The 26,165-nt window shown below is 71.7% G+C and carries 16 protein-coding genes; 13 read left to right on the top strand and 3 right to left on the bottom strand.

Features of this window, described 5'->3' with window-relative positions:
* Nucleotides 1-112: 112 nt before the first annotated feature.
* Genes D7V97_RS00585 through D7V97_RS46575 form a run of 4 tightly spaced genes read left to right on the top strand, consistent with a single transcriptional unit; the run spans nucleotide 113 to nucleotide 7,608 of the window.
* Nucleotides 113-1,216: an AAA family ATPase gene (locus D7V97_RS00585; RefSeq protein WP_233582429.1), complete on the top strand. Its 1,104-nt coding sequence runs from the start codon at nucleotides 113-115 to the stop codon at nucleotides 1,214-1,216.
* On the top strand, nucleotides 1,216-3,528 hold the full coding sequence (locus D7V97_RS00580) for a DUF5682 family protein (protein ID WP_120608604.1): 2,313 nt from the start codon (nucleotides 1,216-1,218) through the stop codon (nucleotides 3,526-3,528). The genes D7V97_RS00585 and D7V97_RS00580 overlap by 1 nt, the downstream gene beginning before the upstream one ends.
* Nucleotides 3,525-4,739, top strand: coding sequence for a VWA domain-containing protein (locus D7V97_RS00575; protein WP_120608603.1), 1,215 nt, complete (start codon nucleotides 3,525-3,527; stop codon nucleotides 4,737-4,739). The genes D7V97_RS00580 and D7V97_RS00575 overlap by 4 nt, the downstream gene beginning before the upstream one ends.
* Nucleotides 4,732-7,608: a HEAT repeat domain-containing protein gene (locus tag D7V97_RS46575; protein WP_120608602.1), complete on the top strand. Its 2,877-nt coding sequence runs from the start codon at nucleotides 4,732-4,734 to the stop codon at nucleotides 7,606-7,608. Before D7V97_RS00575 ends, D7V97_RS46575 begins: the two co-directional genes overlap by 8 nt.
* 30 nt (nucleotides 7,609-7,638) lie before the next feature.
* Here the strand turns inward: D7V97_RS46575 and D7V97_RS00565 are convergent, their stop codons facing one another.
* A complete protein-coding gene (locus D7V97_RS00565; protein WP_120608601.1) occupies nucleotides 7,639-8,670 on the bottom strand; it encodes a linear amide C-N hydrolase in 1,032 nt (343 codons plus the stop codon).
* A gap of 242 nt (nucleotides 8,671-8,912) precedes the next feature.
* Between D7V97_RS00565 and D7V97_RS00560 the strand changes: the two genes are divergently transcribed.
* Entirely contained in the window at nucleotides 8,913-9,641 is a 729-nt protein-coding gene (locus D7V97_RS00560; RefSeq protein ID WP_233582428.1) for a class I SAM-dependent methyltransferase, read from the top strand.
* Between the two features lie 16 nt (nucleotides 9,642-9,657).
* Here the strand turns inward: D7V97_RS00560 and D7V97_RS00555 are convergent, their stop codons facing one another.
* Nucleotides 9,658-10,554 carry an aspartyl/asparaginyl beta-hydroxylase domain-containing protein gene (locus D7V97_RS00555; RefSeq protein WP_120608600.1) on the bottom strand — a complete coding sequence of 299 codons (897 nt, stop codon included), beginning with the start codon at nucleotides 10,552-10,554 and terminating at the stop codon, nucleotides 9,658-9,660.
* A gap of 256 nt (nucleotides 10,555-10,810) precedes the next feature.
* Complete coding sequence (locus D7V97_RS00550) at nucleotides 10,811-12,205, bottom strand: M20/M25/M40 family metallo-hydrolase (protein WP_120608599.1); 1,395 nt, start codon at nucleotides 12,203-12,205, stop codon at nucleotides 10,811-10,813.
* Between the two features lie 101 nt (nucleotides 12,206-12,306).
* Here D7V97_RS00550 and D7V97_RS00545 point away from each other — a divergent pair, with 101 nt between their 5' ends.
* The 8 genes from D7V97_RS00545 (at nucleotide 12,307) to D7V97_RS00510 (ending at nucleotide 26,165) form a co-directional block, all read left to right on the top strand.
* Nucleotides 12,307-13,335: a dipeptide epimerase gene (locus tag D7V97_RS00545; protein ID WP_120608598.1), complete on the top strand. Its 1,029-nt coding sequence runs from the start codon at nucleotides 12,307-12,309 to the stop codon at nucleotides 13,333-13,335.
* Nucleotides 13,332-14,534 (top strand): DUF819 domain-containing protein, encoded by a 1,203-nt coding sequence (locus D7V97_RS00540; RefSeq protein WP_304988495.1) that lies wholly within the window; start codon nucleotides 13,332-13,334, stop codon nucleotides 14,532-14,534. The genes D7V97_RS00545 and D7V97_RS00540 overlap by 4 nt, the downstream gene beginning before the upstream one ends.
* 21 nt (nucleotides 14,535-14,555) lie before the next feature.
* A complete protein-coding gene (locus tag D7V97_RS00535; RefSeq protein ID WP_120608597.1) occupies nucleotides 14,556-15,500 on the top strand; it encodes a serine hydrolase in 945 nt (314 codons plus the stop codon).
* Between the two features lie 110 nt (nucleotides 15,501-15,610).
* Nucleotides 15,611-16,687 carry a nitronate monooxygenase family protein gene (locus D7V97_RS00530; RefSeq protein ID WP_120608596.1) on the top strand — a complete coding sequence of 359 codons (1,077 nt, stop codon included), beginning with the start codon at nucleotides 15,611-15,613 and terminating at the stop codon, nucleotides 16,685-16,687.
* A 327-nt stretch (nucleotides 16,688-17,014) separates the two neighbouring features.
* The gene (rnk, locus tag D7V97_RS00525) at nucleotides 17,015-17,431 is read left to right on the top strand and encodes a nucleoside diphosphate kinase regulator (RefSeq protein WP_120608595.1); all 417 of its coding nucleotides are present in this window, start codon (nucleotides 17,015-17,017) and stop codon (nucleotides 17,429-17,431) included.
* A gap of 240 nt (nucleotides 17,432-17,671) precedes the next feature.
* Nucleotides 17,672-19,444 carry an OmpA family protein gene (locus D7V97_RS46570; RefSeq protein ID WP_120608630.1) on the top strand — a complete coding sequence of 591 codons (1,773 nt, stop codon included), beginning with the start codon at nucleotides 17,672-17,674 and terminating at the stop codon, nucleotides 19,442-19,444.
* Between the two features lie 18 nt (nucleotides 19,445-19,462).
* Nucleotides 19,463-22,486 (top strand): DUF4215 domain-containing protein, encoded by a 3,024-nt coding sequence (locus tag D7V97_RS00515; RefSeq protein ID WP_120608594.1) that lies wholly within the window; start codon nucleotides 19,463-19,465, stop codon nucleotides 22,484-22,486.
* Between the two features lie 178 nt (nucleotides 22,487-22,664).
* Nucleotides 22,665-26,165, top strand: coding sequence for a serine/threonine-protein kinase (locus tag D7V97_RS00510; RefSeq protein ID WP_233582427.1), 3,501 nt, complete (start codon nucleotides 22,665-22,667; stop codon nucleotides 26,163-26,165).

Below are 26,165 nucleotides of genomic sequence, written 5' to 3'. Positions count from 1 at the left end.
CAGGTCGCGGATGCGAACGGCGTCATCCTCCGAAGCCTGAGGCAGGTAGGAAATCCCCAGGCCCTGAGACGACGTGGGAGGCAGGCAGGGCGTTTGCCGGATGTCAGACCGAATGGATAGCGTGCAGTCCATGCCGGACATCCGCCTGCCTGCCGAAGCGAAGTACAAGAACGAGCTGGACGCCCTCGCGGCGCACGACGACAAGCCCCGCCCACCGGGTTGGGCGCTGTCGCCCCGCGCGGTGGAGATGTACATCCTGGGCAGCCCCAAGCCCGTGGGCGGCGTCACCATCACGCCCAAGTACGTGGGGGACCGGGGCATCGTGCAGGTGTGCATCGCCACGCTCGCGTCGGACCGGGCGCTGATGCTGGTGGGTGAGCCGGGCACCGCGAAGAGCTGGCTGTCCGAGCACCTCTCCGCGGCCGTCAGCGGCACGTCGGGGCTCGTGGTCCAGGGCACGGCGGGGACCAGCGAGGACCACATCAAGTACTCGTGGAACTACGCGCTGCTGCTCGCGCAGGGGCCGTCGCCGGAGGCGCTGGTGCCGTCGCCCATCCTGCGTGCGATGCGCACGGGCAAGTTCGCCCGCTTCGAGGAGGTGACGCGCACGTCGCCGGAGATCCAGGACTCGCTCATCTCCATCCTGTCGGAGAAGCAGGTGTCGGTGCCGGAGCTGGGAGAGATCACCAGCGCGCAACGGGGCTTCAACCTCATCGCCACCGCGAACACGCGGGACCGGGGCGTGAACGAGATGAGCGCCGCGCTCAAGCGCCGCTTCAACTTCGTCACCGTGCCCGTGGTGGAGGACCTGGAGCAGGAGATTCAAATCGTCACCAAGCGCGAGGCGGAGCTGCGCACGGACTACCAGGTGGGGGTGCCGCCGCCGGAGGAGCTGTCGCGCGTGCTGCTGACGCTCTTCCAGGAGCTGCGCAAGGGCGTGACGAAGGACGGCAAGACGAAGGTGCGCACCCCGGGGGCGGTGCTGTCCACGGCGGAGGCCATCAGCGTGCTGTTCAACAGCGCCATCCTCGCGCAGCAGTTCGGTTCGGGGACGGTGACGCCGCACGAGCTGGCGGCCTCGCTGGTGGGCGCGGTGGTGAAGGAGCAGGAGGACGACGTGAAGGCGCTGCGCGAATACATGGAGACGGTGGCCAAGGGCCGCCCGGGTCCGTGGAAGGACCTCTACTCCGCGAGCAAGAAGCTCCTGAGGGGCTGATGGACTTCGCCCTGCTCTCCCGGGTGCGGCACTTCCCGGTGCGTCACCACTCGCCGCGCACCACCGCCGTGCTCCAGCGCTGGTTGGAGAAGGTGAAGCCCGAGGTCGTCCTCGTGGAAGGCCCGTGCGATGCCACGGGGATGGTGGACGTGCTGTGCGACGCGCAGACGCGGCCCCCCGTGGCCATCCTGGGCTACCGCACGGACGGCACCCCGGCGTCCTCGCTGTGGCCCTTCGCGGCCTATTCGCCGGAGTACCAGGCCCTGCGCTGGGCCCGTGCGAATGGCGCGCGCGTGGAGTTCATCGACATCCCGGTGGGCGTGAGCCTCGCGGTGGACCGCGACGCACCCGGGCTGGGAATCGAGGCCGAAGTCGCGGCAGAGGGTGCTCCTGTCTCCGTCTCTGAAGATGCGGTGCCGCTGACGGACGCCTTCGCGCGCTCGCAGGGCTACCGCTCGTTCGAGGAGTTCTGGGAGGCGGCCTTCGAGGCGCCGGACTGGAGCCCCGAGCAGTTCCGCCCGGTGCTGCTGGCGTGGGCGGAGGTGATCAATGCCGGGCCCCGGCAGGGGTACCACCGCCAGCGGGACGCCTTCATGGCGCGCAAGGTGCTGGAGGTGGTGGCGGGCGGCGTGGCCCCGGAGAAGGTGGCGGTGGTGGCGGGCGCGGCGCACATCGCGGCCTTCGTGGCCGGGGACGTGGAGCCCGCGCTGGAGGCGAAGCTGCCCCCGGGCGTGCCGTGCGCGGTGACGGTGATTCCGTTCAGCTTCCCCCGGCTCGCGGAGCAATTGGGGTACGGCGCGGGCAACCGGGCGCCGCACTTCTACCAGAAGGCCCACGAGGCCCACTGCGACTTCCGGCGCGCCACGCTGGAGGTGCTGCTGGACTTCGCGAGCCACCTGCGGATGCGCGGCTTCTCCGCGTCGCTGTCGGACGTGCTGGAGGCGTACCGGCTGGCGGTGATGCTGTCGGACCTGCGCGAGAAGAGCGCGCCGGGTCTGGATGAGCTGCGCGAGGCGACGGTGGCCACGCTGTGCCGGGGCGACGCGACGCACGTGGACGACTTCCTGTGGAAGAGCGTCATCGGCCACCAGGTGGGGCAGGTGGCGAGCCGCATCGGGCAGAACTCGCTCCAGGCGGAGTTCTGGCGCGAGGTGGGCGAGCGGCGGCTGCCGCGCACGGACAGCGCGGAGACGTTCGCGCTGCGGCTCAACAACGAGGTGGAGGTGGGCTCGTCCGTGTTCCTCCACCGGCTGCGTGTGGCGGGCGTCCCGTACGCGACGCTGTCGGGCACGGGCTCGCGCGCGCAGGCGGCCACCGAGGCCGGGGGCTACGCGGCGCTCACGCGGGTGCGTGAGTCCTGGCAGGCGCAGTGGACGCCGTCCACGGACGTGGCGCTGGTGGAGAAGATCGTCCTCGGCGACTCGCTGGAGGGCGTGACGACGCGCGTGCTCCAGGAGCGGCTGACGCTGGCGAAGACGACGGCGGAGGCGGCGGACGTGCTGCTGGAGTCCGTCATCACCGGCTGTCCCCAGACGGTGGCCTCGGCGCTCCGGGCCTGTGACGTGCACGCGGCCACGGACGCGGACCTGCCCTCGCTGGCGTCGGCGGCCCGGTCGCTGTCGGGGCTGATGGCGTACGGCACCTCGCGCGCGCACTCGGCCGTGGGGGACGAGGCGGTGGCGTCGCTGGGAGAGAAGACCTTCGGGCGGGCGCTCTTGCGCGTGCGCGAGGCCAGCGCGTGCGCACCGGAGGCGGTGCCCAAGGTGCTGGAGGCGCTGCGCACGCTGCACGAGGTGGCGCTGTCCCAGCCGCGCGCGGACAAGGCGGGATGGCTTGCGGAGGCGCGCGCGCTGATGGAGAGCCATGTGGTGCACCCGGCGACGGCGGGGCTCGCGACGGGCCTGCTGTACCTGGCGCGGGAGCTGCCGGAGTCGGACGTGGCGCTGGAGGTGGGGCGGCGGCTGTCGCTGGCGGTGGAGCCGGCGGATGCGGCGGCGTACCTGGAGGGCTTCCTCCAGGTGAACGCGCTGGTGCTGGTGAAGAGCCGCGAGGTGGTGAAGGCGCTGGATGCGTTCCTGTGCGGCGTGGAGCCGGAGCGCTTCCGGCAGACGCTCCCGGTGCTGAGGCGTGCGCTGGGCACGCTGGGCGCCACGGAGCGGCGCTACCTGATGGAGAACGTGATGGGCGTGCGGCACTTGAAGGACAAGGGCCGCGCGGTGAAGGCCGTGCTGGAAGAGAAGGACAAGGAGACGTTGAAGGACATGAGCGCGGAGCTGGGCAAGGCGCTCGATGACCTGGACGACCTGCTATGAGCGTGGACCCCAAGGACCTGGAACCGAAGGACCGCGATGCGTTGCTGCGCTGGCGCCTGGCGCTGGGCCCGGAGGCGGAGAAGACGGGCTCCTGTCCGTCGCTGGGCGCGCTGAGGGCGGGCGCGGACACGGTGGGCCTGGGCGACGGCGACCTGGAGGAGCTGGATGACACGCTCTCCTTCGTCTACGGCGAGCGCTCCGCGGGCCGGGGCGGCTCCAAGCCGTACCTGCCCAAGTGGCTGGGGGCGCTGCGCGACTTCTTCCAGGACGACGTCATCGCGCTGGTGCAGAAGGACGCCATCGAGCGCAAGGGGCTCACGCAGCTGCTCTTCGAGCCGGAGACCCTGCCGTTCCTGGACAAGAACGTGGAGCTGGTGACGACGCTGGTGAGCGCGCGCGGGCTCATCCCGGACCAGGCGAAGGACCTGGCGCGCGGCATCATCCGCGAGGTGGTGGACGACCTGCGCAAGAAGCTGGAGTCGCCGCTGCGGACGGCGGTGCTCGGGGCGCTGAGGCGGGACCGGACGAGCCCCATCCCCATCGCGAGGAACATCGACTGGCGGCGCACCATCCGCGCGAACCTGAAGGGCTGGGATTCGGAGCGCAAGCGGCTCATCCCGGAGCGCTTCTACTTCTGGCCCAACCAGCGGCGGCACCACGAATGGGACGTGACGCTGGTGGTGGACCAGTCCGGGTCCATGGCGGAGAGCGTGGTGTACAGCTCCGTGATGGCGGCCATCTTCGCGTCGCTGGACGTGTTGCGGACCAGCCTCGTCCTCTTCGACACGGAGATCGCGGACATGACGCCCATGCTGTCCGACCCCGTGGAGGTGCTGTTCTCCGCGCAGCTGGGTGGCGGCACGGACATCAACCGGGCGGTGGCGTACGCGCAGGAGCACTACGTGCGCCGGCCGGAGAAGACGCTCTTCATCCTCATCACCGACCTGTACGAGGGCGGCAACGCCGAGGAGCTGGTGGCGAGGCTGCGGCAGTTGGTGGACTCACGCTCGAAGGTGCTGTGTCTGCTGGCGCTGTCGGACAGCGGCCGGCCCTCGTATGACCATGCGATGGCGGAGCAGCTCACCGCGCTGGGGATCCCGTGCTTCGGGTGCACGCCCCGGAAGCTGGTGGATGTGGTGGAGCGGGTGATGCGCAACCAGGACCTGACGCCGCTGCTTGCGTCGAGTGAGAAGGGGAACCGTCATGGCTGACGTACGGCCCATCATCGGGATGGGAGCGCTGACGGAGATCATCAGCGACAAGGCGGAGCTGGCCAAGGGCGCGGCGCTGTTCGACGGCAAGCAGCTGGCCAACCTGTCCCGCTACGAGAACCGGCTGTTCGCGGACGCGGCGGGTTCGGGAGCGACGCCGTACAAGGTCTCGCTGGTGTTCGGCGAGGCGCGCTCGGATGTGAAGGGGCGGTGCTCGTGCATGGCGGCGCGCTCGCGCCCGTACTGCAAGCACGCGGCGGCGCTGCTGGTGGCGTGGGCCCGGGCGCCCCAGGCCTTCGTGACGGCGGAGTCCGCCCCGGTGGCACCGGGTGGTACCGGCACGAAGAAGAGCGTGAAGAAGGGCAAGGCGGAGACGGGCGAGCTGATGAAGGCCGGCGTGGCGCAGGTGTCCACGCTGGTGCGGGAGCTGGGCCTGTCGGGCGTGGCGTCGTTGGGAGCGGAGCGGCCCGAGCAGGTGCGTGCGTTGGGCGAAGCGCTCCGGGCCAACGGGCTGCGGCGGCTGTCGGCGCGGGCGGTGGAGCTGGCGGGCCTGCTGGACGCGGCGGTGGCGCGCACGGGGACGTTCGAGCCGCCGGTGTTCACGGACCTGGTGGCGGACATGCTGCTCACGGCGCGCAAGGTGGAGAAGCACCTGGGCGGCGAGGCGCTGGAGGACCGCCACGTCGAGGAGCTGATCGGCAAGACGTGGACGAAGAAGGACCGCAAGCCGGTGACGGGGCTGACGCTGGTGGAGTACGCGTTCTCCTCGCGCGTGACGCCAGACAGGTTCCTCATCCGCGAGAGTCGCTTCGTGGACCTGGTGTCGGGCGGGCACTACAGCGAGAAGCAGATCCTCCCCGCGATGCTGAAGACGGTGGCGCCCAAGAAGAGCCACGCGGGCTACGTGCTCCAGGGGGCGCAGGGCGGGCAGTACCCGGGCTTCGCGCCGCACCGGTTGGACCTGGAGGAGTGGACGGGCGGAACGCCGGTGGACCGGGCGCCGCTGGAGCGGCTGCTGGAGGTGGCGCTGCCGGACGTGAGCGCGGCGATGGCTGCTTTCCAGGAGCACCGCAAGGACGTGTTCGCGCCGGACCTGCTGCCGGTCGCGGTGCGGGTGGATTCATTGCTGGCCAGCGGTGCCCGCTCGCAGTTCGTGGACCGCGCGGGCCGGGCGCTCTTCCTGCCCGCGGATGCGTCACTGGAGGAGCCGCTGGCGGCGGCCCTGGAGGGCACGAAGCTGCTGGCGGTGCTGGGTGACGTGGGGCTGGAGGCGGCGCTGCCCACGCTGTTCCCGTCGGCCGTGGTGGTGGAGTCGCCGGAAGGGCTGGACCTGCGCGCGCTGGGGCGGGCGGAGGACGTGCCCGTGTCACCCCGGCGGCGAGGACGGGTCCGGCCCCCCGCGACTCCGAGCGCGCTGCCCCGCAGCGGGTGGGCGGAGGCGGCGCGGTCGGCGGGAGCTTCGCGCGCGGCCATCGCGTTGGCGGAGGTGCGGGACGAACTGGCGGACGCGTTCGCCAGCGGCCTCGCTGCGGTGGGGACGCGGGCGGTGGAGCCGCTGGTGGCGCGGCTCCGGGAGCTGGGGCTGGAGAAGCCGGGGGCGCTGCTGGAGGCGCTCGCGCAGCGGCCGGATCCGATTGAGCGGCTGGACGACTTCATCAAGGTGTACCAGGTGCTGGGCATCGCGCTGGTGCGGCTGTCGGGCGCGGTGCAGGTGGAGACCTCCGGCCTGGAGGCCGTTCCCACGCACCCGAGCATCCACGTGCAGCGACCGGAGGTGGCGCTGACGCCGGGGGAGGCGATGGTGCGCCGGGCGCGCGGCGAGCTGACGCGCTACGAGGCGGCGGCGCACGCGGCTCGCTACTACGCCAGCCTGGGCGTGGACACGCTGATGCGGGACTACTACCCGACGTGGAGCGACGGGGCCGCGAGCGCCTTCGTGGCGCGGGCAGTGGCGACGCGCGGAGAGGCCGCCCTGGACACCGTGCGCGTCGCGCTGAGCGAGCACCACAGCCGCATGGTGCGCCGCACGGCCATCCGCGTGCTGGGCGCGATGGGCGGCTCCCTGGCGCGGCGCGAGCTGGATGCGCTGACGCGCAAGGGCCACGACGCGGGGCTGCGCCTCTTCGCGAAGGAGACGCTGGAGGACGTGCGCGCCCGGGAGTCCGGCGAGGCCGCGGTGGCCGAACTGCTGCGCCAGCGCCGCGAGAAGGTGCAGCCGCTGGCGCAGGCGGCGCTGTCCGAGTCCACGAAGGAGGCGCGCGCGAAGGCCGTGGACCAACTGGCGGACCAGGGCGCGGTGGCGATGCCCGTGCTGCGCCAGGTGCTGTACGGAGACCCCTCGCGCGAGGTGCGGAGGGAGGCGGCGCAGGCGCTGGCCCGGATGGGAGACGCGGACGTCATCGACCGCTTCGTCCTCCTGGTGCAGGGCCGGAGCGGCAACGACGACGAGGCGAAGACGGCCGTGTACGCGCTGGGCATGCTGGGCGACGTGCGCGGCGCGGAGGCCCTGCTGGCGGCGTTCGCGGACGGGTGGAAGCCCGGCGTGGTCGCGGAGGCCATGCGCACGCTGGGACTCGCGCTGCTCCAGCCCGCGGTGAACCTGGCGGAGGTGCGCCCGGAAGCGCTGGAGCGGCAGGCGCTGCGGGGCCTCTTCGAGAAGTTCCCCGCGGATGACCTGATGCTGGAGTTGCTGGCGCGCCTGGACGCGGCGCAGGGACGGCCAGACTTCGTGGAGCGTGCGACCGTGTACCTGAAGCTCGCGGCGGAGAACCCGGTGGCCGGGAAGCAGGTGGCCGCGCGCCTCATGGCCCTGCCCGCGGCGTCCGGGGACAAGGCCTTGTCGAAGCTGGCGAAGAAGGTGCTGGGGTGAGCCTTCCCAGCACCCCCGGCCCGTCAGCGCCTAGCTGGAGAGCTTCGCGGTGAGGTCGATGCTGGTGGGGGACGCCGGGACGGGGAACGGCTTGCCAGCGGCGCCGCTGAAGTCGAGCGTGTTGAGGTTGACGGAGTACACGAGCGGGTTGCCGTAGAAGCGCACGGAGAGGGTCAGTGCGGTGAGGTCCTTCACGACGGCCCACTGCGTGTAGTCGACGGTGTCCTTGCCGAGCTTGTCGACGCCACGGCTGGTACCCAGCGGGATGTCCACGGTGTTGAGCAGGTGGAAGGCCAGGGTGGTGGCATCCCCGGAGCTCGACAGGGGCTGCGCGTATTGCTTGAGGTAGGTGGCGCGCACGAACCGGGCGGGGGGCGTGGAGTCTCCCGGCAGGCCGCGCATGCCGCTGCCGTGGCCGGAGGGCGAGAACTTCTGGGCGCCCAGCTCCGTGGGCTTCGCGTCCCAGGGCGACAGGTTCGCGTAGTTGCCCAGGTTCTCCAGCTGCTGGGGGAAGGGCGGGTTGTTGGTGCAGACGCCGACGGGGTTGTCGTAGACGTTGAGCTTCCCGTCGGTGAACTCCACGACGACGCTGTTGCCGGCCGCGTCGTGGACGGGGAAGTGCAGTGGCAGCAGCTTCGCGAGCAGGTCGCCTTCCCACACCTGGACGCTCCCGTTGGTGAGGGCGGTCTTCACGTCCGCCACGCTGGCGCAGGTGCCGAGCGCCCAGGTCACGAAGTCCACCAGGGCCAGGGCCTGCGACGACTGGGTGACCTTCGGGTAGGTGGCGCCCGGCAGCCACAGCGCGCCCACGGAGAGCCCCTGCGTGTTGAGGCCATCCACGAGGACCGCGTCGCTGAGGGCGGTGAGGCCGACGAAGCCATACCGAGACGTCCACGCCAGGCCCGGCTTGAGGTCCGGGGCCTTCGACTGGAAGCTCTCACCCGGAGCGTGGACCATGAGCTGGGAGTTCAGGTCCTTGCCAAACTCCATGCTCCGGCCATTGACGGCGAAGCTCGTGGAGACTCGGGAGTCTGTGCCGGTGATCAGGAAGTCGGTGCACATGGGCGTTCCTCGGTCCGTGGAGGCCTGGACTCCCACGGGGGTGGGAGTGTTCCACGGTGCCTGACTCCCTTTGCACGGTGCGCACCAACTCCAGGTGAAGCCAGAAACCCGATGAATTCCAGGAGATTGGGTGGAGGCGCCGCGCGAGCACGGACGTGCTGCGTCCGGGCGGGAGGCGCCCGCGTTCCCTCCAGACGCGAGCCATTGCGCGGGCGCCGGATTCCGGCAAGCCTCCGCGCCGCATGACGGAACCCGCTCCGCAGCGCGACGACTCGCTGGAGGACTTCGACCTCCCGTTCTTCGAGCGCGTGGCGTTGCAGCTCCAGGGCACCGTCATCGCCTTCATCGTGCGCTTCACCGACGTGCTGCTCCTCTTGTGGCGGCCCCGGCTGTTGCGGCCGTACCTGGGGCTGTGGTGGCAGCGCCTGCTGCGCACGCCCTACAGCGCGCGGCGCACCTTCGAGATGGCCCGGGCGCTGAAGGCCACGGGGCAGGTGTTCCGCGAGCTCGTCTATGGCGAGACGCCGATGCTGACGGCGCTGCTCTTCCTGAAGCGCGCGGGCGTGGGCCCGGGCAGCCGCGTGGTGGACCTGGGCGCGGGGCGGGGCCGGGTGCTCATCGCCGCGCGCTGGCTGAAGGCGGAGGCGCACGGCGTGGAGCTCATCCCGGATCACGTGGCGCGCGTGGCGCCGTGGCTCGAGCCCGCGGGCATCACCCTCACCGTGGGCGACATGACGCGCGAGCCTTTGATGGGCGTCACCCACGTCTTCACCAACTGGGTGGCGTTCACGCCGGAGACGAAGGAGCGGCTGATCGCGAACCTGCGCACCTGTCAGCCCGGGACGCGCATCGTCACGGTGACGCGGCCCATTGAAGCAGAGGGCTTCGTGGGCCACACCTATCGCTGGATGCTCTTCACCTGGGGGGTGGAGAAGGTGTGGATCCAGGAGTACCGGCCGGCCGGCCCGTGATGCAGCGGTCGCCCGCTCACGTCCGCCAGAAGCGGCGCACCTGGGCGTCTGTCTGTTCCGCCTGGGCGAAGCGCAGCCGCAGTGGCTCTGCCATGGTTTCGGGGACGCGCAGCTGGGCGAGCAGCGCGCGGACCTCGAACTTCCGCGTCAGTGCCAGCAGGGCCTCGCGCTCCGCCAGCGTGAGGCCCGGGTGCCAGCAGTCCACGATGAGCACCACGCGGCGCTCCTGACCGCGGTTCCACGTCTCGTGCTCGAAGGAGTCGTGGAAGGCGAGCACGCGGCCTGCTTCCCAGTGTCGCGACTCGGTGCCCACGCGGATGCCGCAGCCCTCCGGAATCTTGAGCCCCAGGTGGAGCCGCATCCGGAAGCCATCCCAACTGCAATGCGGCGTCAGCGTGGTGCCCGGCGCGTGCGAGGAGAAGAGCACGTCCGCCAGCGGGAACGCGGTGCACTCGCCGTCCAGCGATTGCACGGCGGCGGCTGTCTCCTCCATCGCGAGCTCAGGCCAGAAGAGGCGGTCGGTGCGCTCGCCCGCGAAGTACACGGGGTGCACGGACCAGCGGCCCGTGCCGACGATGCCGGAGTCGTAGTGCAGCAGGTCCGCGTTCTCCAGCCGCGCCAGGTCGCGCTGCACCGCCGCGAGGCAGCCTTCCAGCGCCTTCGCCACGGGAGGAGGCGGGTCGCGCCAGGGCCGCTCCTCCAGGCCGGGGAGCGGCGGGAAGATGGTGGGGGACTGCCCTGGCGTCGCGAGCGGCAGGGGCACCTGTCCGGCCAGCATCCGCAGGTATTCCTGGAGGCGCGCCAGCTCGCTGCCCGCGCGCAGGACGGTGTCGAAGTAGCCGCCCTGCATGGCCAGCTCGACGATGCGCTGGCGCACCTGCGCGGTGATCTCCTCGGGCGATGCTTCGGACATGGCCTCTCCTTGAGACAGAAGCCATAGCGCGTCGGTGCGCGCACCGTCCAGGTCACGGGGGGCGCGTCAGCGCGTCAGGCTTCCTCGGGCGACGCTTCGGACATGGCCTCTCCTTGAGGAGAAGCCATCGCGCGCGCATCGTCCAGGTGACGGAAGATCGTGTCAGCGCGTCAGGTTTCCTTCGGACATGGCCTCTCCTTGGGCGCGATGCCATCGCGCGTCGACGAGCGCACCGTCCAGGTCACGGAAGGACGCGTCAGCGCGTCAGGTGCTTGAGGGTGAGGTAGACGAACTCTGCGCCGGGCTGGAGCGAGGCCACGGGCACGCGCTCATTGGGCGCGTGAGCCGTGCGCGCATCCTCGGGCGTGAGGGCGAAGAGGTCGATGCCGTAGGCGTGGATGCCGGCCCTGCGCAGCGTGGCGGACTCGGTGGTGCCGGTGGACTGGCGCGGAATCACCGGGGCATTGGGCCACACCTTCGCGGCGGCGGCCTTCACCGCGCGGAACATCGCGTTGTCTCCCACCGGCGACATGGGCGAGTCCGGCGGTGACACATCCATCTCCACCTGGATGTCCTTGTCATTCACGGCCGCGACAATGCGCTCGCGCACGGCCTTCGCGTCCGCGTCCGGCAACAGGCGGCAGTTGACGGTGGCCTCGGCCGTGGCAGGGATGACATTGGAGCGCGTGCCCGCGTTGAAGACCGTAGGCACGCAGGTGGTGCGCAGCACGGCGCCCAGCGCGGGCTCCAGCCTCGCCACCGTCTCCACCGCGTCCTGCGGTGGCGCATCCGGCGCGGCGGCGATGCGGCGCAGTGCATCCCCCAACTCTCCCGGCGTCGTGGGCGCGCGGCCCAGGATGTGGAGCCGGGCCGCGGGCGTCAGGTGGGCGGGGAAGGTGAGCGCACCCACGCGCGCCACCGCCGCGGCCACTCGCACCAGCGGCCCCGCATCCACGGGCGGCGCGGAGGAGTGGCCTCCGGGCCCGGTGGCCTTGAGCGTCACGTTGCGCGACACGCGCTCCGCGGCCTGGAGCGCCACGAAGCGCACGCTCTTGCGGTCCGGGGACAGCTCCGTGAGGCCGCCCTCGTTGAGCGCGAACTCCGCCTCCTTCAACTCCGGGCGGTGCTCCATCATCCAGTCCAACCCCTGCCCCGAACCCACCTCTTCATCCGCGCCCAGGTACAGGAGGATGTCGCGCGAACGGTTGCCCGCGTCCTGCTTCAGCCGGCGCAGCGCGAGGATGCTGGCCGCCGCCATGCCCTTGTTGTCCTGCACGCCCCGGCCGTAGAGCAGGCCGTCCTTCTCCGTGAGCTTCCACGGGTCGGTGGCCCACTCGGCGCGCACCGCGGGCACCGTGTCCAGGTGCGCGAGCACGAGCAGCGGCCTTCCCTTGCCGGTGCCCTTCAAGCGCACCAAGAGATTTCCGCGACCGGGCGACGGTTCGATGAGCTCCGATTCGATGCCCGCCTCGCGCAGCCAGCGCGCCGCCACCTGCGCAGCGGCTGTCTCGTTGCCGGGCGGGTTGGACGTGTCCGCAGCGATCAGCTCCGCGAGCAACGTCCGCAGCTCGTCCTTCGGCGCGGGACGCGATGACGCGGCGTGGCTGGATCCGAGCGCGAACAGGACGGCGAGGAGGGGCAGGAAACGCATGGCGCGCAAGGCTCGCGCCTTGGCTCCCGGAAGGCAATGGAAGCGGTGTTTACAGGGAGCGCCGTGTTAAGGGAGGGAGCCCTGGAGGAGGAACCCCGCCCATGCCGTCACCCTTGAGCTTTCGCACCGTGGAGTTGCCGCTGCGCCACGCCTGGACCATCTCCCGGGGCACGAGCACGGTGAAGCGCAACGTGTTCGTGGAGGTGCGCTCGGGAGGCCACGTGGGGTACGGCGAGGCCGCGCCCAACGTGCGCTATGGCGAGTCCTGGGAGTCGGTGGAGGCCGCGCTCCAGAAGCTGGCCCCGGTGCTGGAGGGACGCGACCTGCGCTACTTCCGCGACGTGTCCGAGGCGCTCGACGCGGCGCTGCAGGACAACCCCGCGGCGAAGGCGGCGGTGGACCTGGCGCTGCATGACCTGGCGGGCAAGGTGATGGGCGTGCCGCTGTACCGGATGCTGGGCGTGGACCCCACGCGCCAGCCGGTGACGTCCATGTCCATTGGCATCGACGTGCCGGAGGTGCTCGCGGTGAAGGTGCGCGAGGCGGCGGACTTCCCCGTGCTCAAGGTGAAGCTGGGCTCCGGTCAGGACCGCGAGGTGTTCAGCACCGTGCGCGCGCTGACGTCGCAAACCATCCGCGTGGACGCGAACGAGGGCTGGACGCCGGAAGAGGCGCTGGCTCACATCCAGTGGTTGTCCACGCAGGGCGTGGAGCTGGTGGAGCAGCCGCTGCCCGCGGCGGACGTGGAAGGCGCGAAGTGGCTGCGCGCGCGCTCGCCGCTGCCGCTGGTGGCGGACGAGTCGCTGACGAAGGCCTCGGACGTGCCGAAGCTCGCGGAGGGCTTCCACGGCATCAACGTGAAGCTGCAGAAGAGCGGCGGCATCCGCGAAGCCTTGCGCATCATCGAGACCGCGCGTGCGTGTGGCCTCAAGGTGATGCTGGGCTGCATGGTGGAGACGGGGCTGGGCATCGCGGCGGGCGCGCACCTGGCGCCGCTGGTGGACTGGGTGGACCTGGACGGCAACCTGCTGCTCGCGGAGGACCCGTACCGCGCGCATCCGGTGGTGGGCGGCCGCATCCAGTTGGGCGACGGCCCGGGCCTGGGCGTGGAGCCCCGGGCGGCACCGTGACGCCGCCGCTCATCCAGGATCCGATGGCGGTGCTCGCCGTGCTGCTCGCGGTGCTGGCCGGGCTGTATGCGTTGCAGCGGCTGCCCGCGGTGGAGCGGTTCTTCAACGTCGTGCCGCTGCTGGTGTTCGCGTACTTCGTGCCCACGCTGCTGTCGAACCTGGGCGTCATCCCCACCCAGTCGGAGCTGTACCGCTTCACGCGCGTGTACCTGCTGCCCGCGAGTCTGGTGTTGCTGGTGCTGTCGGTGGACCTGCCGGCCATCGCGCGGCTGGGGCGCAACGCGGTGGGCGTGTTCCTGGCGGGCACGGTGGGCATCATGGTGGGCGGGCCGCTCGCGTACCTCGCGCTGGGGTGGCTGGTGCCTGCGGAGCTGGGGGACCAGGCGTGGAAGGGGCTCGCGGCGCTCAGCGGTTCGTGGATTGGCGGCAGCGCGAACTTCGTGGCGATTGGCCAGAGCGTGGGCGCGCTGGACAGCACGTTGAGCATGCTGGTGGTGGTGGACGTGGGCGTGTCCAACGTGTGGACCGCGGTGCTGCTGTCCTTCGCCGGGCGCGAGAAGGCGATGGATGCACGCATCGGCGCGGACCGCGCGGCGCTGGACCGGGTGCGCGAGGAGTCCGCCCTGCTCCAGGCGGCGTCCGCCCGGCCCGCGAGCCTGTCGGATTTGCTGTCGATGCTCGCGGTGGCGTTCGGGGTGACGGTGGTGTGCACGGCGCTCGCGAAGGTGCTGCCGGACCTGGGCAGCATCGTCACGGGCTTCACGTGGGTGGTGCTGCTGGTGACGACGGTGGGCGTGGTGCTGTCGTTCACCCCGGTGCGCAAGCTGGAGGGCGCGGGGGCGAGCCGCGTGGGGTCGCTGTTCCTGTACCTGCTGGTGGCGACGATTGGCGCGCAGGCGGAGTTCCGGCGGCTGTGGGACGCGCCCGCGCTGGTGGCGGTGGGGGCGGTGTGGATGGCCATCCACGCGGGTGTGACGATGGGCGCGCGGCGGTGGCTGAAGGCGCCGGTGTTCTTCGCGGCGGTGGGCTCGCAGGCGAACGTGGGCGGCACGGCCTCCGCGTCCGTGGTGGCGGCGGCCTTCCATCCCGCGCTGGCCCCGGTGGGTGTGCTGCTCGCGGTGCTGGGGTACGTGCTGGGCACGTACTGCGGTCTGGTGACGGCGTTGGTGCTGGAGCAGGTGTACCGGCTGATCCACTGACGCGTGGAAGAGGAGTCGCGGATGCGAAGGGTGCTGGCCTGGGCGTGGCTGCTGACGATGAGCGCGTGCGCGACGAAGCCGGACGCGGGGCCGCCCCGTGAGTCGTTGCAGGGCGTGGTGGATGCGCTGGCGAGCGAGGCGGCGCGGCTGTCCCCGGGCACGGACCTGGCGCTGGCGGTGACGGACCTGCGCACGGGCGAGTCCGCGAGCTTCAAGGGGCTGGAGCCGCACATCTCCGCCAGCTCCGCGAAGGTGTTCTGGGTGGCGGCGGCGCTCACGCGGCGGGAGATGGACGAGGTGACTCCGCTCGCGGAGAAGGTGTTCCGCACCTCGGACAACGAGGCGTCCGGTGAGATCATCGACCTGGTGGGTGGGCCGGATGCCATCAATCGCTTTCTGTATGAAATGGGGCTGGAGCACAGCGCGCTGACGAAGTGGAACTACGGCAAGCCGCGCCAGGCGACGAACTCACCGAGGGTGATGCAGAACGACAACTATTTCTGCGCGAACGACGCCGTGTCCTTCCTGCACTCGGTGGACCAGCGGATGCTGCTGGGGCAGGAGCGCGGTGCGCGGCTGATGCAATGGATGCAATTGACGCCCCGCGAGGGCTGTGGCGGCTGGCTGGGGACGCGGCTGCCCGCGAGCGCCCGCGCCACGCTCCAGCACAAGGGCGGCTGGCTGCCTCCGGGGTGCTGCTCGGATGATGCGCGCTACAACGTGCTCAACGAGCTGGGCTACGTGACGCTGCCGGACGGCGGCCGGTACGCGGTGGCCATCCTCACCTCGCGCGGACCGGACTGGCCGAAGCAGGCGTTCGTGGTGGAGCGCGCGTCGTGCGTCCTCTACCGATACCTGTCGAAGGACCCGGCGTTGGACTGTGGCGACGCCCTGGCGAAGGCAGGCGGCCCGGCCCCGGTGGTGCTGGCGCCGGGGGAGCCCGCGCCGAACTACGACTGCGAATGACAGAACGAGGGAGCGGGCGCCCCGGCGGACGGTCTGGACCGGGTACGCTGGGGAGCGTGCTTCCCAGGCCAGGAGCGCGGCCACACCTTATCCGCACCGCGAGGTGACCCATGATGGACCCCCAGGCGTGGCGCAGGTTCGCCGAGCGACTCGGTGTGCAGCACCCCATCATCCAGGCACCGATGGCAGGCGGCCTGTCGCCTCCCGAGCTGGCCGCGGCGGTGGCGGACGCAGGAGGGCTGGGTTCCCTGGGTGCCGCGGATGCACCCCCCGAAGCCATCCGTCAGCAGGCGAAGGCGGTGCGGGCCCGCACGTCGCGGCCGTTCGCCATCAACCTCTTCGCGCCCCGGGCTTCTACCCCTCCCGCCGACCCCGGGCCCGTGCTGGCGTTGCTGGAGCGCTTCCACGCGGAGCTGGGGCTGCCCGCGCCCCAGGTGGCGGAGTCGCCGCTGCCGGACTTCATGCAGCAGGTGGAGGCGGTGCTGGAGGCCGCGCCCACCGTGTTCAGCTTCACGTTCGGCATTCCACCCGCGGCGGTGCTGAAGGAGATCCGCGCGCGCGGCATCTTCATCATCGGAACCGCGACCAACGTGCGCGAGGCCCTGGCGCTGGAGGCCGCGGGCGTGGATGCGATTGCCGCGCAGGGCTCCGAGGCCGGCGGACATCGAGGCTCCTTCGGAGGCTCGTTCGAGGCGGGGCTGGTGGGCACGCTGGCGCTCGTGCCGCAGGTGGTGGACGCGGTGCGACTCCCGGTCATCGCCAGCGGCGGCATCATGGACGGGCGTGGCATCGCGGCGGCGCGGGTGCTGGGCGCCGCGGGCGTGCAACTGGGCACGGCATTCCTGCGGTGCAAGGAATGCGGCACGGTGCCGGCGCACCGCGAGCTGTTGCGCGAGGCCCGGGATGAATCGCCGCGCATCACCCGTGCGCTCACCGGCCGGCCCGCGCGCGCCATTCCCAACGTGCTCACCACGACGTTGGAGGAAGCAGGCGCCTTCCTGCCGTACCCGCAGCTTCACGGCGCCACGCGCGCGTTGAAGGTCGCGGCGTCGCAGCGAGGAGACACGCGCTACATGGCGCTGTGGGCAGGGCAGGGCGTGGGCCTGTCACGCGACGGCTCCGCGGCCGACCTGGTGCGCACCCTGGTGGCGGAGACCGAGGCCGCGCTGGCGGCGGCTCGCGGCTGAGGCGGCCCCGGGAGGTCGGGTTGCAATCAGGGGCGGGGCGGCTACATTCAGGGCTCTACTTCCGTTCGCGGTCCCGGGTCCCTGTCCAGATGACGGTTTCGCTCACAGCCAGCATGCAGCGTGCTCCGCGCCGGTTCCCCGTGCGCCGGACGCTGCCTGCTCATGGCCGAGCCACCGCCTGGCTTGGCTCCCACGCCCTCCGTCCCGTGTAGCTCGCGACGGTCCGGCGTCCTCTCCACTCCTTCACCTGACGTCCCACCATGCGCTCCCTTTTCCGGGAATGCGTGGCGCCGTCATTGCTTCAAATCGCCAGGAGGCTTCTCCCCCATGACGCACAACCATCCCCTCATCGTCACCGACACCGACCTCCAGCGCCTGGAGCGCGTCGTGGAACAGTACGGCTCCCCCCGCAACGCGGAGCTCGTGGAGCAGCTGGAGTCCGAGCTCGCCCGGGCCGTCGTCACCTCCTCCTCCGCCATCCCCGCGAACGTCGTCACGATGAACAGCACCGTCGTCTTCGAGGACGAGGAGGCCGGCGAGACGCGCGAGGTCACCCTCGTCTACCCCAAGGACGCCGACAGCGACGCGGGCCGCATCTCCATCCTCGCCCCCGTGGGCAGCGCGCTCATCGGCCTGTCCGTGGGCCAGACCGTGGAGTGGCCCCTGCCCAACGGCCGCACCCGCCGCCTGCGCATCGTCGCCGTGCCCTACCAGCCCGAGGCCGCCGGCCACTTCCACCTGTGAGGCCCCGGCGGGACCCGGCGCGCGTCTGACGTGTCAGCCGCCGGGTCTCGTGTGTCAGCGGACCTCCGTTGACGCGTCAGCGCCCGGCGCCCTCCTCCCGGCGCACCCGCATCCGCGCGTGATTCCTCACTGTCGTTCTCCCAACACCTCCTGGCCCCGGGCGTGCAACTGTGCCCGGGCCCCTCGCACGCGGGGGGTCGCGGACGTCTCTACGTCCGCGTGTGAAGTGTGGAGGAACGCTTGTTCGCACGAAGGCATCACCTTGGGCTCGGAGGACTGGCCGTCCTCTGCGCCTTCAGCGCCCAGGCCCAGAGCACGCCCGTTCCGGGCATCGAATTGGAGCGCCTGCAGCTCAACCCCGGCGCACGCGACAGCCTCGTGCTGTCCACCGGTGACCTGCTCCCCGCGGGGCAGTTCCGCGTCGGGCTCACCGCGCACTATGAGAACCGCCCCCTCGTCCTCCTGGAGGACGACGTCCGGCAGGGCGTCATCATCTCCAACCGAGTCACGGCGCACCTGAGCGCCGCGTACGCCTTCACGAACTGGTTGGAGGTCGGCGCGCAGATTCCCTTCATGTCGCAGTGGGGTCCGGAGACCACCCAGCTGGGCGTGGCCCCCCCGTCCACGAGCGCGCTCGGCACGCCCTGGCTCCAGGCCCGCGTCGGGTTCCTCTCCGAGGACCGCGGCGGACCGCTGGACCTCGGCCTGCACCTGGGCGTGGCGCTGCCCCTGGGCAGCAAGGAGGCCCTCACCCGTGACGAGAAGGGCTTCACCTTCTCCCCGCGCCTGGGACTGGGCAAGCGGCTGGCGAACACCTTCCGCGTGGGCGCCGACGTGGGCGCGCTCGTGCGCACCCAGACGTATGCCCTCTCTCCCGAGACGCAGCCCGCGCTCGATGAGATTGGCCCGGAGCTGAACGGCGGCGTCAACCTGTCCGCCGGCCTCTTCGGCCTGCGCGAGGAAGTGCTCGTGCGCGGCACGCTGCCCGTGAAGGACGCCCCCAGCTCCATGGAGGTCCTGCTGGGCCTGCGCGTCCCTACCGGGGACGGCGCGGAGTTCTACGTCATGGGCGGCCCGGGCTTTGGCCAGACGCCGGGCACGCCGCGCTTCCGCGTGCTCGCGGGCGTGGCCTTCGGGACGCCTCCCGCGCCCCCCGCTCCCGTCTGTGTCGAGGGACAGCCCTATGTCACCGCCGAGTGTCCCGACCTTGATGCGGACCATGACGGCGTGAAGAACGGCGTGGACAAGTGCCCTGCCGTCGCCGGCCTCACCGAGCTGCAGGGCTGCCCGGACGGCGACGACGACAAGGACGGCATCCCCAACCTCGCCGACAAGTGCCCCGCCCAGGCGGAGAACAAGAACGGCTTCCAGGACGAGGACGGCTGCCCGGACGACCCCGACACCGACAAGGACGGCATCGTCGATTCGAAGGACGCCTGCCCGCGCGAGCCGGAGACCGTCAACCGCTTCAAGGACCAGGACGGCTGCCCGGACGTGGAGCCTGACCGCGACGCCGACACGGTCGTCGACCGCGTGGACAACTGCCCCGACGAGCCCGGCACCGTGGCCAACGGCGGCTGCAAGGAAGCGCCGCTCGCGCGCATCGACGTGGGACAGAACCGGATCTCCATCCTCGAGGCCGTCTTCTTCGAGAACAACAAGGACGTCATCCAGCCGCGCAGCTACGCGGTGCTCGACAAGGTCGCGGCCATCCTCGTCTCCCACCCGGAGATCGCGAAGGTTCGCGTCGAAGGCCACACCGACAACAAGGGCAAGGCCGAGTACAACCTGGACCTGTCCCAGCGGCGTGCTGAAGCGGTGGCGGCCTACATCGTGAGCAAGGGCGTGCAGCGCGAGCGCCTGGAAGGCCACGGCTTCGGTCCCCAGCAGCCCATCGCGGACAACGCCAAGGCCGAAGGCCGCGCGAAGAACCGCCGCGTCGAATTCAAGATCGTCGGGGAGGCCGAGGGCGTGCAGACGACGCCGGCCTCCTCCTCTCCGGACCCCCTTTAGAAGCAAGGCACTCCTTTCATGTTCATGAACGTCATGGATTCCCTCTTCCGGGGACAGGCGTCACGCACGGCGGCGCGCGCGGGCTTCACCGCCGCGGCCCTGTGCTCCCTGTTCCTCCTCATGGGATGCGAGACGACCGTCTCGACTCCCTCCACGCCTGAACCCGTCCTCGCGAGCCAGTCGTCAGCGCTCGTGGGCGACGGCCGGCTCCAGCCCGGCGAGCAGTGTGACGACGGCAACACCGCTTCCGGCGACGGCTGTTCGGCCTCCGGCACGGTGGAGGCCGGCTACCTGTGCCACGTGCCCGGCAACGCCTGCTCGCTCGCGAGCCTGTGCGGCAACAACGTCCCCAACACGGGCGAGCTGTGCGACGACGGTGACACCACCAGCGGCAGCAACGGCTGTTCTGCCACGTGTGACCTGTCCCTCTGTGGCAACGGCACGTTCGACAACCGCCAGTACCCGTCCTTCGCGCAGGAGGTCTGCGACGACGGCAACCGCTTCGAGGGCGACGGGTGCAGCCGGCAGTGCGAGGTGGAGCCCGGCTTCGCGTGCGCGGGCAGCCCCAGCCGCTGCGTGAGGGCGGGTGTGGCGGTGTTCAACACCGGCGTGGACGCGCAGAACCGCCGCCTGGAGGGCGTCGTGGCGGATCCGCACTGGTTCTACGCGGGCACCAACACCGGTGCGACCACCGGCGTGCGCAACGCCACTGACTGGCCGCTGGAGATGCAGACCGCGCGCTTCATGGCGCCCCTGGGTGGAGAGACGTGCGTGTACCAGGACTTCCTGGTGCCCTCGACGACGACCATCTCGCAGTTCCGCCTGCGCCTGGCCACCTTCAATGACAACCAGTTCGCCAGCGCGAAGGTGAACGGCACGACCGTGAACCCCGTCACGGTCAGCGAGCCCCCGGGCCAGCCGTGGCAGAAGAACATCTTCCGCGAGTTCGGCTCCAGCGCCCCCTGGCACGCGGGCGTCAACCGCATCGAGCTGTGCAACGAGAACGCGGCCTCGCCCCCGAATGCCTTCCGCTACCTGTTCGTGGATGCGTATGACGACCGCTGCGGCGACGGCGCCATCTCCCTGCGCGAGGAGTGCGACGACGGCAACACCGCCAACAACGACGGTTGCAGCAACAGCTGCGGCATCGAGCCCGGCTACGGCTGCGCGGGTGCGCCCAGCGCCTGCGCCAAGACGTGCGGCAACGGCAACCTGAACCCCGGTGAGCAGTGCGACGACGGCAACCTGACGCCGGGCGACGGCTGCAACGCGAGCTGCCGCGTGGAGGCGGGCCATGCCTGTCCGACCCCGGGCAGCGCCTGCGTGCTCACCTGCGGCAACGGCACCGTGAACGCCGGCGAGCAGTGCGACGACGGCAACGCGTTCAGCTCGGATGGCTGCTCCGCGGCGTGCCGCATCGAACAGGGCTACACGTGCTCCGGTGCCCCGTCCACCTGCGCCCTGACGTGCGGCAACGGCGTCCTCAACCCCGGCGAGCTGTGCGACGACGGCAACACCACCCTGGGCGATGGCTGCTCCAACGCCTGCACCCTGGAAGTGGGCGCCTCCTGCCCCACGCCGGGCCAGCCCTGCGCCCTGACGTGCGGCAACGGCACCGTGAACCCCGGTGAGCAGTGCGACGATGGCAACCTGACGTCCACCGACGGCTGCTCCACCGAGTGCCGCGTGGAGCGCGGCTATGCCTGCACCACGCCCGCGGCGGGCCCCTCCGTGTGTGCCTACACCTGTGGCAATGGCACCTTCGAGACGGGCGAGACCTGCGACGACGACGAGATGGAGTCGGGTGACGGCTGCTCCAATGGCTGCCGCGTCGAGCCGGGTTGGAGCTGCTCGGGCACGCCGAGCACCTGCATCACCCTCTGCGGCGATGGCATCACCGCCGGCGCCGAGGCCTGCGACAACGGCAACACCACCGCGGGGGACGGCTGCAGCCCGACCTGCCAGGTGGAGCCGGGCTGGAGCTGCCCCGCGCCGGGCACCCAGTGCTTCAACACCTGCGGCAACGGCGTCATCAACGCGGGCGAGACGTGCGACGACGGCAACGCCGCCAACAACGACGGCTGCAACGCCATCTGCGCCGTGGAGGCGGGCTACTCGTGCAACGGCGAGCCCAGCCTCTGCGGGACGACGTGCGGCGACGGTGTCCGCGCGGGCGCCGAGGTGTGCGACGACGGCAACCTGGTGGGCGGCGACAGCTGCTCGCCGCGCTGCCTGCTGGGTCTGGGCGAGACGTGCAACGCGTCCAACGTCTGCGACGCGGTCTGCGACCTCTCCACCCAGAAGTGCGTGCCCGTGCCCGTGTGCGGCAACGGCGTGCGCGAACCGGGCGAGACGTGCGACGACTCCAACACCACCCCGGGCGATGGCTGCTCGGCCACCTGCAACCTGGAGGCGGTCCCGGCCCCCGTCATCACCGGCCCCAAGCCGGGCACCACGGTGACGACCACCACCCCGCCCATCACCGGCACCGGCGAGCCCGGCACCCGGGTGACGGTGCGCGAGGGCGACAAGGTCCTCTGCACCGCCACCGTCGACGCGGCCGGGGCGTGGAGCTGCGTGCCCGCCACCCCGCTGACGCAAGGCCCGCACGTGGTGACGTCCACCGCCGAGCTGCCCGGTGGCGGCGGCACCAGCCCCGTGTCCAACACCGTCCCCTTCATCGTGGACACCCAGGCCCCTGACACCGTCATCGTCCGGGGACCGGACGCGCGCACCAACGACCGGTCCGCGGAGTTCGAGTACGGGCCCCAGGAACCGGGCGTGACGTTCGAGTGCAGCCTCGACGGCGGTGACTTCGTGCCGTGCAAGGACACGTACGACGTCGGGCCGGGGGACCACACCCTGCACGTGCGCGCAGTGGACGGGTCAGGCAACGTGGATGCCTCGCCCGCGGTGCACACCTGGTCGGTGGTGAATACGCGTGCCTTCGCGGGCGGTGGCTGTAGCGCCGCGCCGGACGCCTCGTGGCTGGCCCTGCTGGGCCTCCTGGGGCTGCGCCGGAGGACGCGCCGCACCTCCTAGTCGTTCGCGGAGCCCGCCGGAGGGGGACGGCCGTTCCCCCTTCGGGAGCGCCCCCTCGCTCCCTCCCACGGCGCCCTTCCGGCGGCGCTCCCGTATTTTCTGGCCTTCCCCGTATGCTCCGTCCGTGCACGGGGCAGGCCGCCATCAGGAGTTGTACGAGGAAGAGGTCCTTCTCGCGTTGGACGAAGGGCTGCTGTCCTCCGACGAGGCGGCGGCCCTGCGCGAGGAGGCCCTCCGCCTGCACCGCGGCCCCCTGGAGTTGATGAAGGAGCGGGGGCTGCTGACGGAGAACACCCTGGACCTCCTGCGGAAGGACCTGGCCCGCGAGCGCACGGACCGGGGTGGTGCCGCGCCCATCCAGGAGGCCCCCACGCTGTCCACGGCGCCGCCCGCCACGGTGGACACAGAGGGCGCGCCCGTGTTTCCGGTGCCCGGGTGGGACCGGTACGAGCCGGTGCGTTTCCTGGGCCAGGGCGGCATGGGCACGGTGTTCCTGGCGTACGACCCGCTCTTGCGCCGCAACGTGGCGCTCAAGTTCGTGCGGGACGGGGACCCGGAATTGGCCCGCCGCTTCCTGTCCGAGGCCCGGGCCCAGGCCCGCGTGCGCCACGAGCGCGTGTGCGAGGTCTACGAGGTGGGCGAGGTGCGCGGCCAGGCCTTCATCGCCATGCGCTACGTGGAGGGGCCGTCCCTGGGGCAGCTCTCCAACACGCTCACGCTGGAGCAGCGGGTGCTGGTGCTCGCCCAGGCCGCGGAGGGCGTGCACGCGGCGCACCGCGCGGGGCTCGTCCACCGCGACCTGAAGCCCGGCAACATCCTGGTGGAGCGCACCGAGGACGGGAACTTCAACCCCTTCGTGATGGACTTCGGGCTCGCGCGGGACTGGCGCGACGAGGGCGGCCACCCCAACGCGGTGCTGGGCACGCCGCACTACATGCCGCCCGAGCAGGCCCGGGGCGAGGGCCACCGCCTGGACCGCCGCGCGGACGTCTACGCCCTGGGCGGCACGCTGTACGCGCTGCTCACCGGGCAGCCTCCCTTCACCGGCGCTACCGAGGCGCAGGTGCTCACGCGGCTCCAGACGGAGGCGCCGGTGCCGCCGCGCGCCCTGGACGCGGACATCCCGGAGGACCTGGAGGCCATCGTCCTCAAGTGCCTGGAGAAGGAGCGGCCCCTCCGCTACGACTCCGTGCGCTCGCTCACCGACGACCTCCAGCGCTTCCTGGCTGGCGAGCCGGTGCAGGCCCGGCACGGCGCGCGCTACTGGCTGCGCAAGAAGGTCCGCAAGCACCGCTCGGTCCTGATGCTGGGCACGGGCGTGGTGGTGGTGGTGGCCGGGGCGCTGGGACAGGCGACGCTCGCGCGCGCGCAGGTGGCCGAGCGGGAGCGGCTGGCCCGCTCCTTCACCGAACGCGTGGAGCGCATCGAGTCCGCGGTGCGCTACTCCGCCCTCTCGCGCCTGCACGACACGCGCGAGGACCGGCAGGCGCTGCGCGCGAGCATGGCCACGCTGGAGGCCGAGGTGCGGCGCGCGGGAGGGCAGGCGGATGGCGCGGGGCAGTACGCGCTGGGCCGCGCGCTGTTCGCGCTGGACGACCTGGATGGCGCCCGCGAGAAGCTGGAGGCCGCGTGGACGCAAGGCTACCGCGAGCCCCGCGTGGCGTGGGCGCTGGCGCAGGTGCTGGGCCACCTCTACCGCGACCAGCTCCTGCTGGACGTGGAGCGCCGCGCGCCGGAGCAGCGCGAGGCCCGCCGCAAGGAGTTGAACCAGCGCTACCGCGACCCCGCGCTGACGTACCTGCGTCAGGCCGAGGGGCCGGACGTCCCCGCGCCGCCCGCGTTCGTGAAGGCCCTGTTCGCCTTCTACGAGGACCGGCCGGAAGAGGCCCTGTCGCTGCTGGGCACGCCCGGCATGCAGGTGCCGTGGTTCTACGAGGCGCCCCTCTTGCGCGGCGACATCCTGCTCGCGCGCGCCATGCAGCGCTGGAATGGCGGCGACCGCGCGGGCTCGCAGGCGGACCTGTCCCTGAGCCGCGAGGCGTACGCCGCCGCCGTCGCCACCGCGGAGAGCCAGCCGGGCGTGCACGCGGTGCTGGGCCGGCTGGAACTGGCCGCGATGGTGATGGAGCTGTACGGCGAGGGCAACGTGCTGCCGCACTACGAGCGGGGCCTCAAGGCGCTGTCGCACGCGCTCGCCGCCGCGCCGGACCATGCGCGCGCGCTGGTGCTGGTGGCGCGCTTCCACCGCCGGCTCGCGGAGCAGCGCACGAACCAGGGCGGGGAGGGCGTGGAGGCCCTGCTGGAGAAGTCCCTGGAGGCGCTGCGCACCGCGGAGGCCGTCGCGTCGCCCAGCGCCCGCATCCCGCTGGAGCAGGCCCTGACGCACCGGCAGTGGGCGCGCTACCAACAGCTGTACGGCGGGGATCCACGCGAGCAGTTGCGGCGCGCGACCGCCGCCTTCGAGCGCCTGCGCCCGGAGGACCGCGACTACGCGTTCCACGCCAACCTGGGCCTGACGTGGCAGGGGCAGGCGGACGCGGAGGCCGCGCGCGGAGGGGACGCGCTCCCGTTCCAGGACAAGGCCATCGACGCGTACCTCCAGGCCCTGCGGCTGAGCGAGCAGGAGCCGTACACGTGGATCAACCTGGGCGTGGCGTACCGCAAGCGGGCCGACCTGCCGAACGCGGCCGACGCGGCGGGCGACCTGCGCAAGGCGAACAGCGCGCTCACCCGGGCCCTGTCCCTCAACCCGGACAACTTCAGCGCGTGCTTCAACGGCGCGGAGGTGGCCGAACAGCTCGCGCGCGCCCACCACGTCCGGGGCGAGGACGTGAGCGTGGACCTGGAGCGGGCCCTGGCGCTGTACCGGCAGGGGCTGGCCCTCAACGCGAAGCAGCCCGCGCTGCACAACGCGCTGGGCTCCGCGCTGTTCTGGCAGGCGGAGCTGCGCGCGGAAGAAGGCGGCGACACGGAGGCCCTGCTCCAGCAGGCGCGAGCGTCCTTCGAGCAGGCCCGCACACTGGCGCCCACGCAGGGCTTCGCCTTCAACAACCTGGGCGAGTGGGAAGTGTTCCGCGCCGAGCTCCAGCTCGCGAAGGGGCAGGACCCCAGCGCCGCGCTGCGGGCCGCGGTGGAACACTACGCGCAGGCGCTGCAACGGCTGCCGGACGACGCGGACTTCCTCGCGAACGTGGGCAAGGCGTGGGTGCGCCAGGCGACGTGGACGCTGTCACGCGGCAAGGACCCGGCCCAGGACTTGTCGCGGGCCGAAGCGGCGCTGAACCGCGCGCGCGAGCTCAACCCACGTCTGGGCAATGCGTGGCGCTACCTGGCGGAAGGTGCGGGCGTGCGGGCGCGCTGGACGGCCCGTGGCCACGGTGCGGCGGAGGGTGACTTCGCGCGCGCGGCGCAGGCGTACGAAGAGGCGCTCCAGCGAGACCCGAGGTTGGAGTACCGGCTCGCGGCGGCGGAGCTCCACGGCGCGTGGGCCGGCTGGCGACGGGGCGAAGGCCAGACGGCGACGGCCGGGGTGACGCGCGGGCTGGAGCTGATTGAGGCGGTGGTGGCGGCCCGTCCCCGGTGGGCACGGGCGCGCGCGGTGCGGGAGGAGCTGCTTCGGCTTCGCGCCGGACCGCGCGCCCCGGTGCTGGAGCGCGCGGCCGATGCACAGGGGCCCTGA

Source organism: Corallococcus sp. CA053C, from assembly GCF_003611675.1.
In the GTDB taxonomy this organism is placed as follows: Bacteria; Myxococcota; Myxococcia; order Myxococcales; family Myxococcaceae; genus Corallococcus.
This window is presented reverse-complemented; position numbering and strand designations above follow the sequence as displayed.

What these genes read in the sequence shown, in the direction of transcription:
- D7V97_RS00585 (WP_233582429.1), top strand. Translation starts at nt 113, where the DNA reads ATGGATAGCGTGCAGTCCATGCCGGACATCCGCCTGCCTGCCGAAGCG.
- D7V97_RS00580 (WP_120608604.1), top strand. Translation starts at nt 1,216, where the DNA reads ATGGACTTCGCCCTGCTCTCCCGGGTGCGGCACTTCCCGGTGCGTCAC.
- D7V97_RS00575 (WP_120608603.1), top strand. Translation starts at nt 3,525, where the DNA reads ATGAGCGTGGACCCCAAGGACCTGGAACCGAAGGACCGCGATGCGTTG.
- D7V97_RS46575 (WP_120608602.1), top strand. Translation starts at nt 4,732, where the DNA reads ATGGCTGACGTACGGCCCATCATCGGGATGGGAGCGCTGACGGAGATC.
- D7V97_RS00565 (WP_120608601.1), bottom strand. Translation starts at nt 8,670, where the DNA reads ATGTGCACCGACTTCCTGATCACCGGCACAGACTCCCGAGTCTCCACG.
- D7V97_RS00560 (WP_233582428.1), top strand. Translation starts at nt 8,913, where the DNA reads ATGACGGAACCCGCTCCGCAGCGCGACGACTCGCTGGAGGACTTCGAC.
- D7V97_RS00555 (WP_120608600.1), bottom strand. Translation starts at nt 10,554, where the DNA reads ATGTCCGAAGCATCGCCCGAGGAGATCACCGCGCAGGTGCGCCAGCGC.
- D7V97_RS00550 (WP_120608599.1), bottom strand. Translation starts at nt 12,205, where the DNA reads ATGCGTTTCCTGCCCCTCCTCGCCGTCCTGTTCGCGCTCGGATCCAGC.
- D7V97_RS00545 (WP_120608598.1), top strand. Translation starts at nt 12,307, where the DNA reads ATGCCGTCACCCTTGAGCTTTCGCACCGTGGAGTTGCCGCTGCGCCAC.
- D7V97_RS00535 (WP_120608597.1), top strand. Translation starts at nt 14,556, where the DNA reads ATGCGAAGGGTGCTGGCCTGGGCGTGGCTGCTGACGATGAGCGCGTGC.
- D7V97_RS00530 (WP_120608596.1), top strand. Translation starts at nt 15,611, where the DNA reads ATGATGGACCCCCAGGCGTGGCGCAGGTTCGCCGAGCGACTCGGTGTG.
- rnk (WP_120608595.1), top strand. Translation starts at nt 17,015, where the DNA reads ATGACGCACAACCATCCCCTCATCGTCACCGACACCGACCTCCAGCGC.
- D7V97_RS00515 (WP_120608594.1), top strand. Translation starts at nt 19,463, where the DNA reads ATGTTCATGAACGTCATGGATTCCCTCTTCCGGGGACAGGCGTCACGC.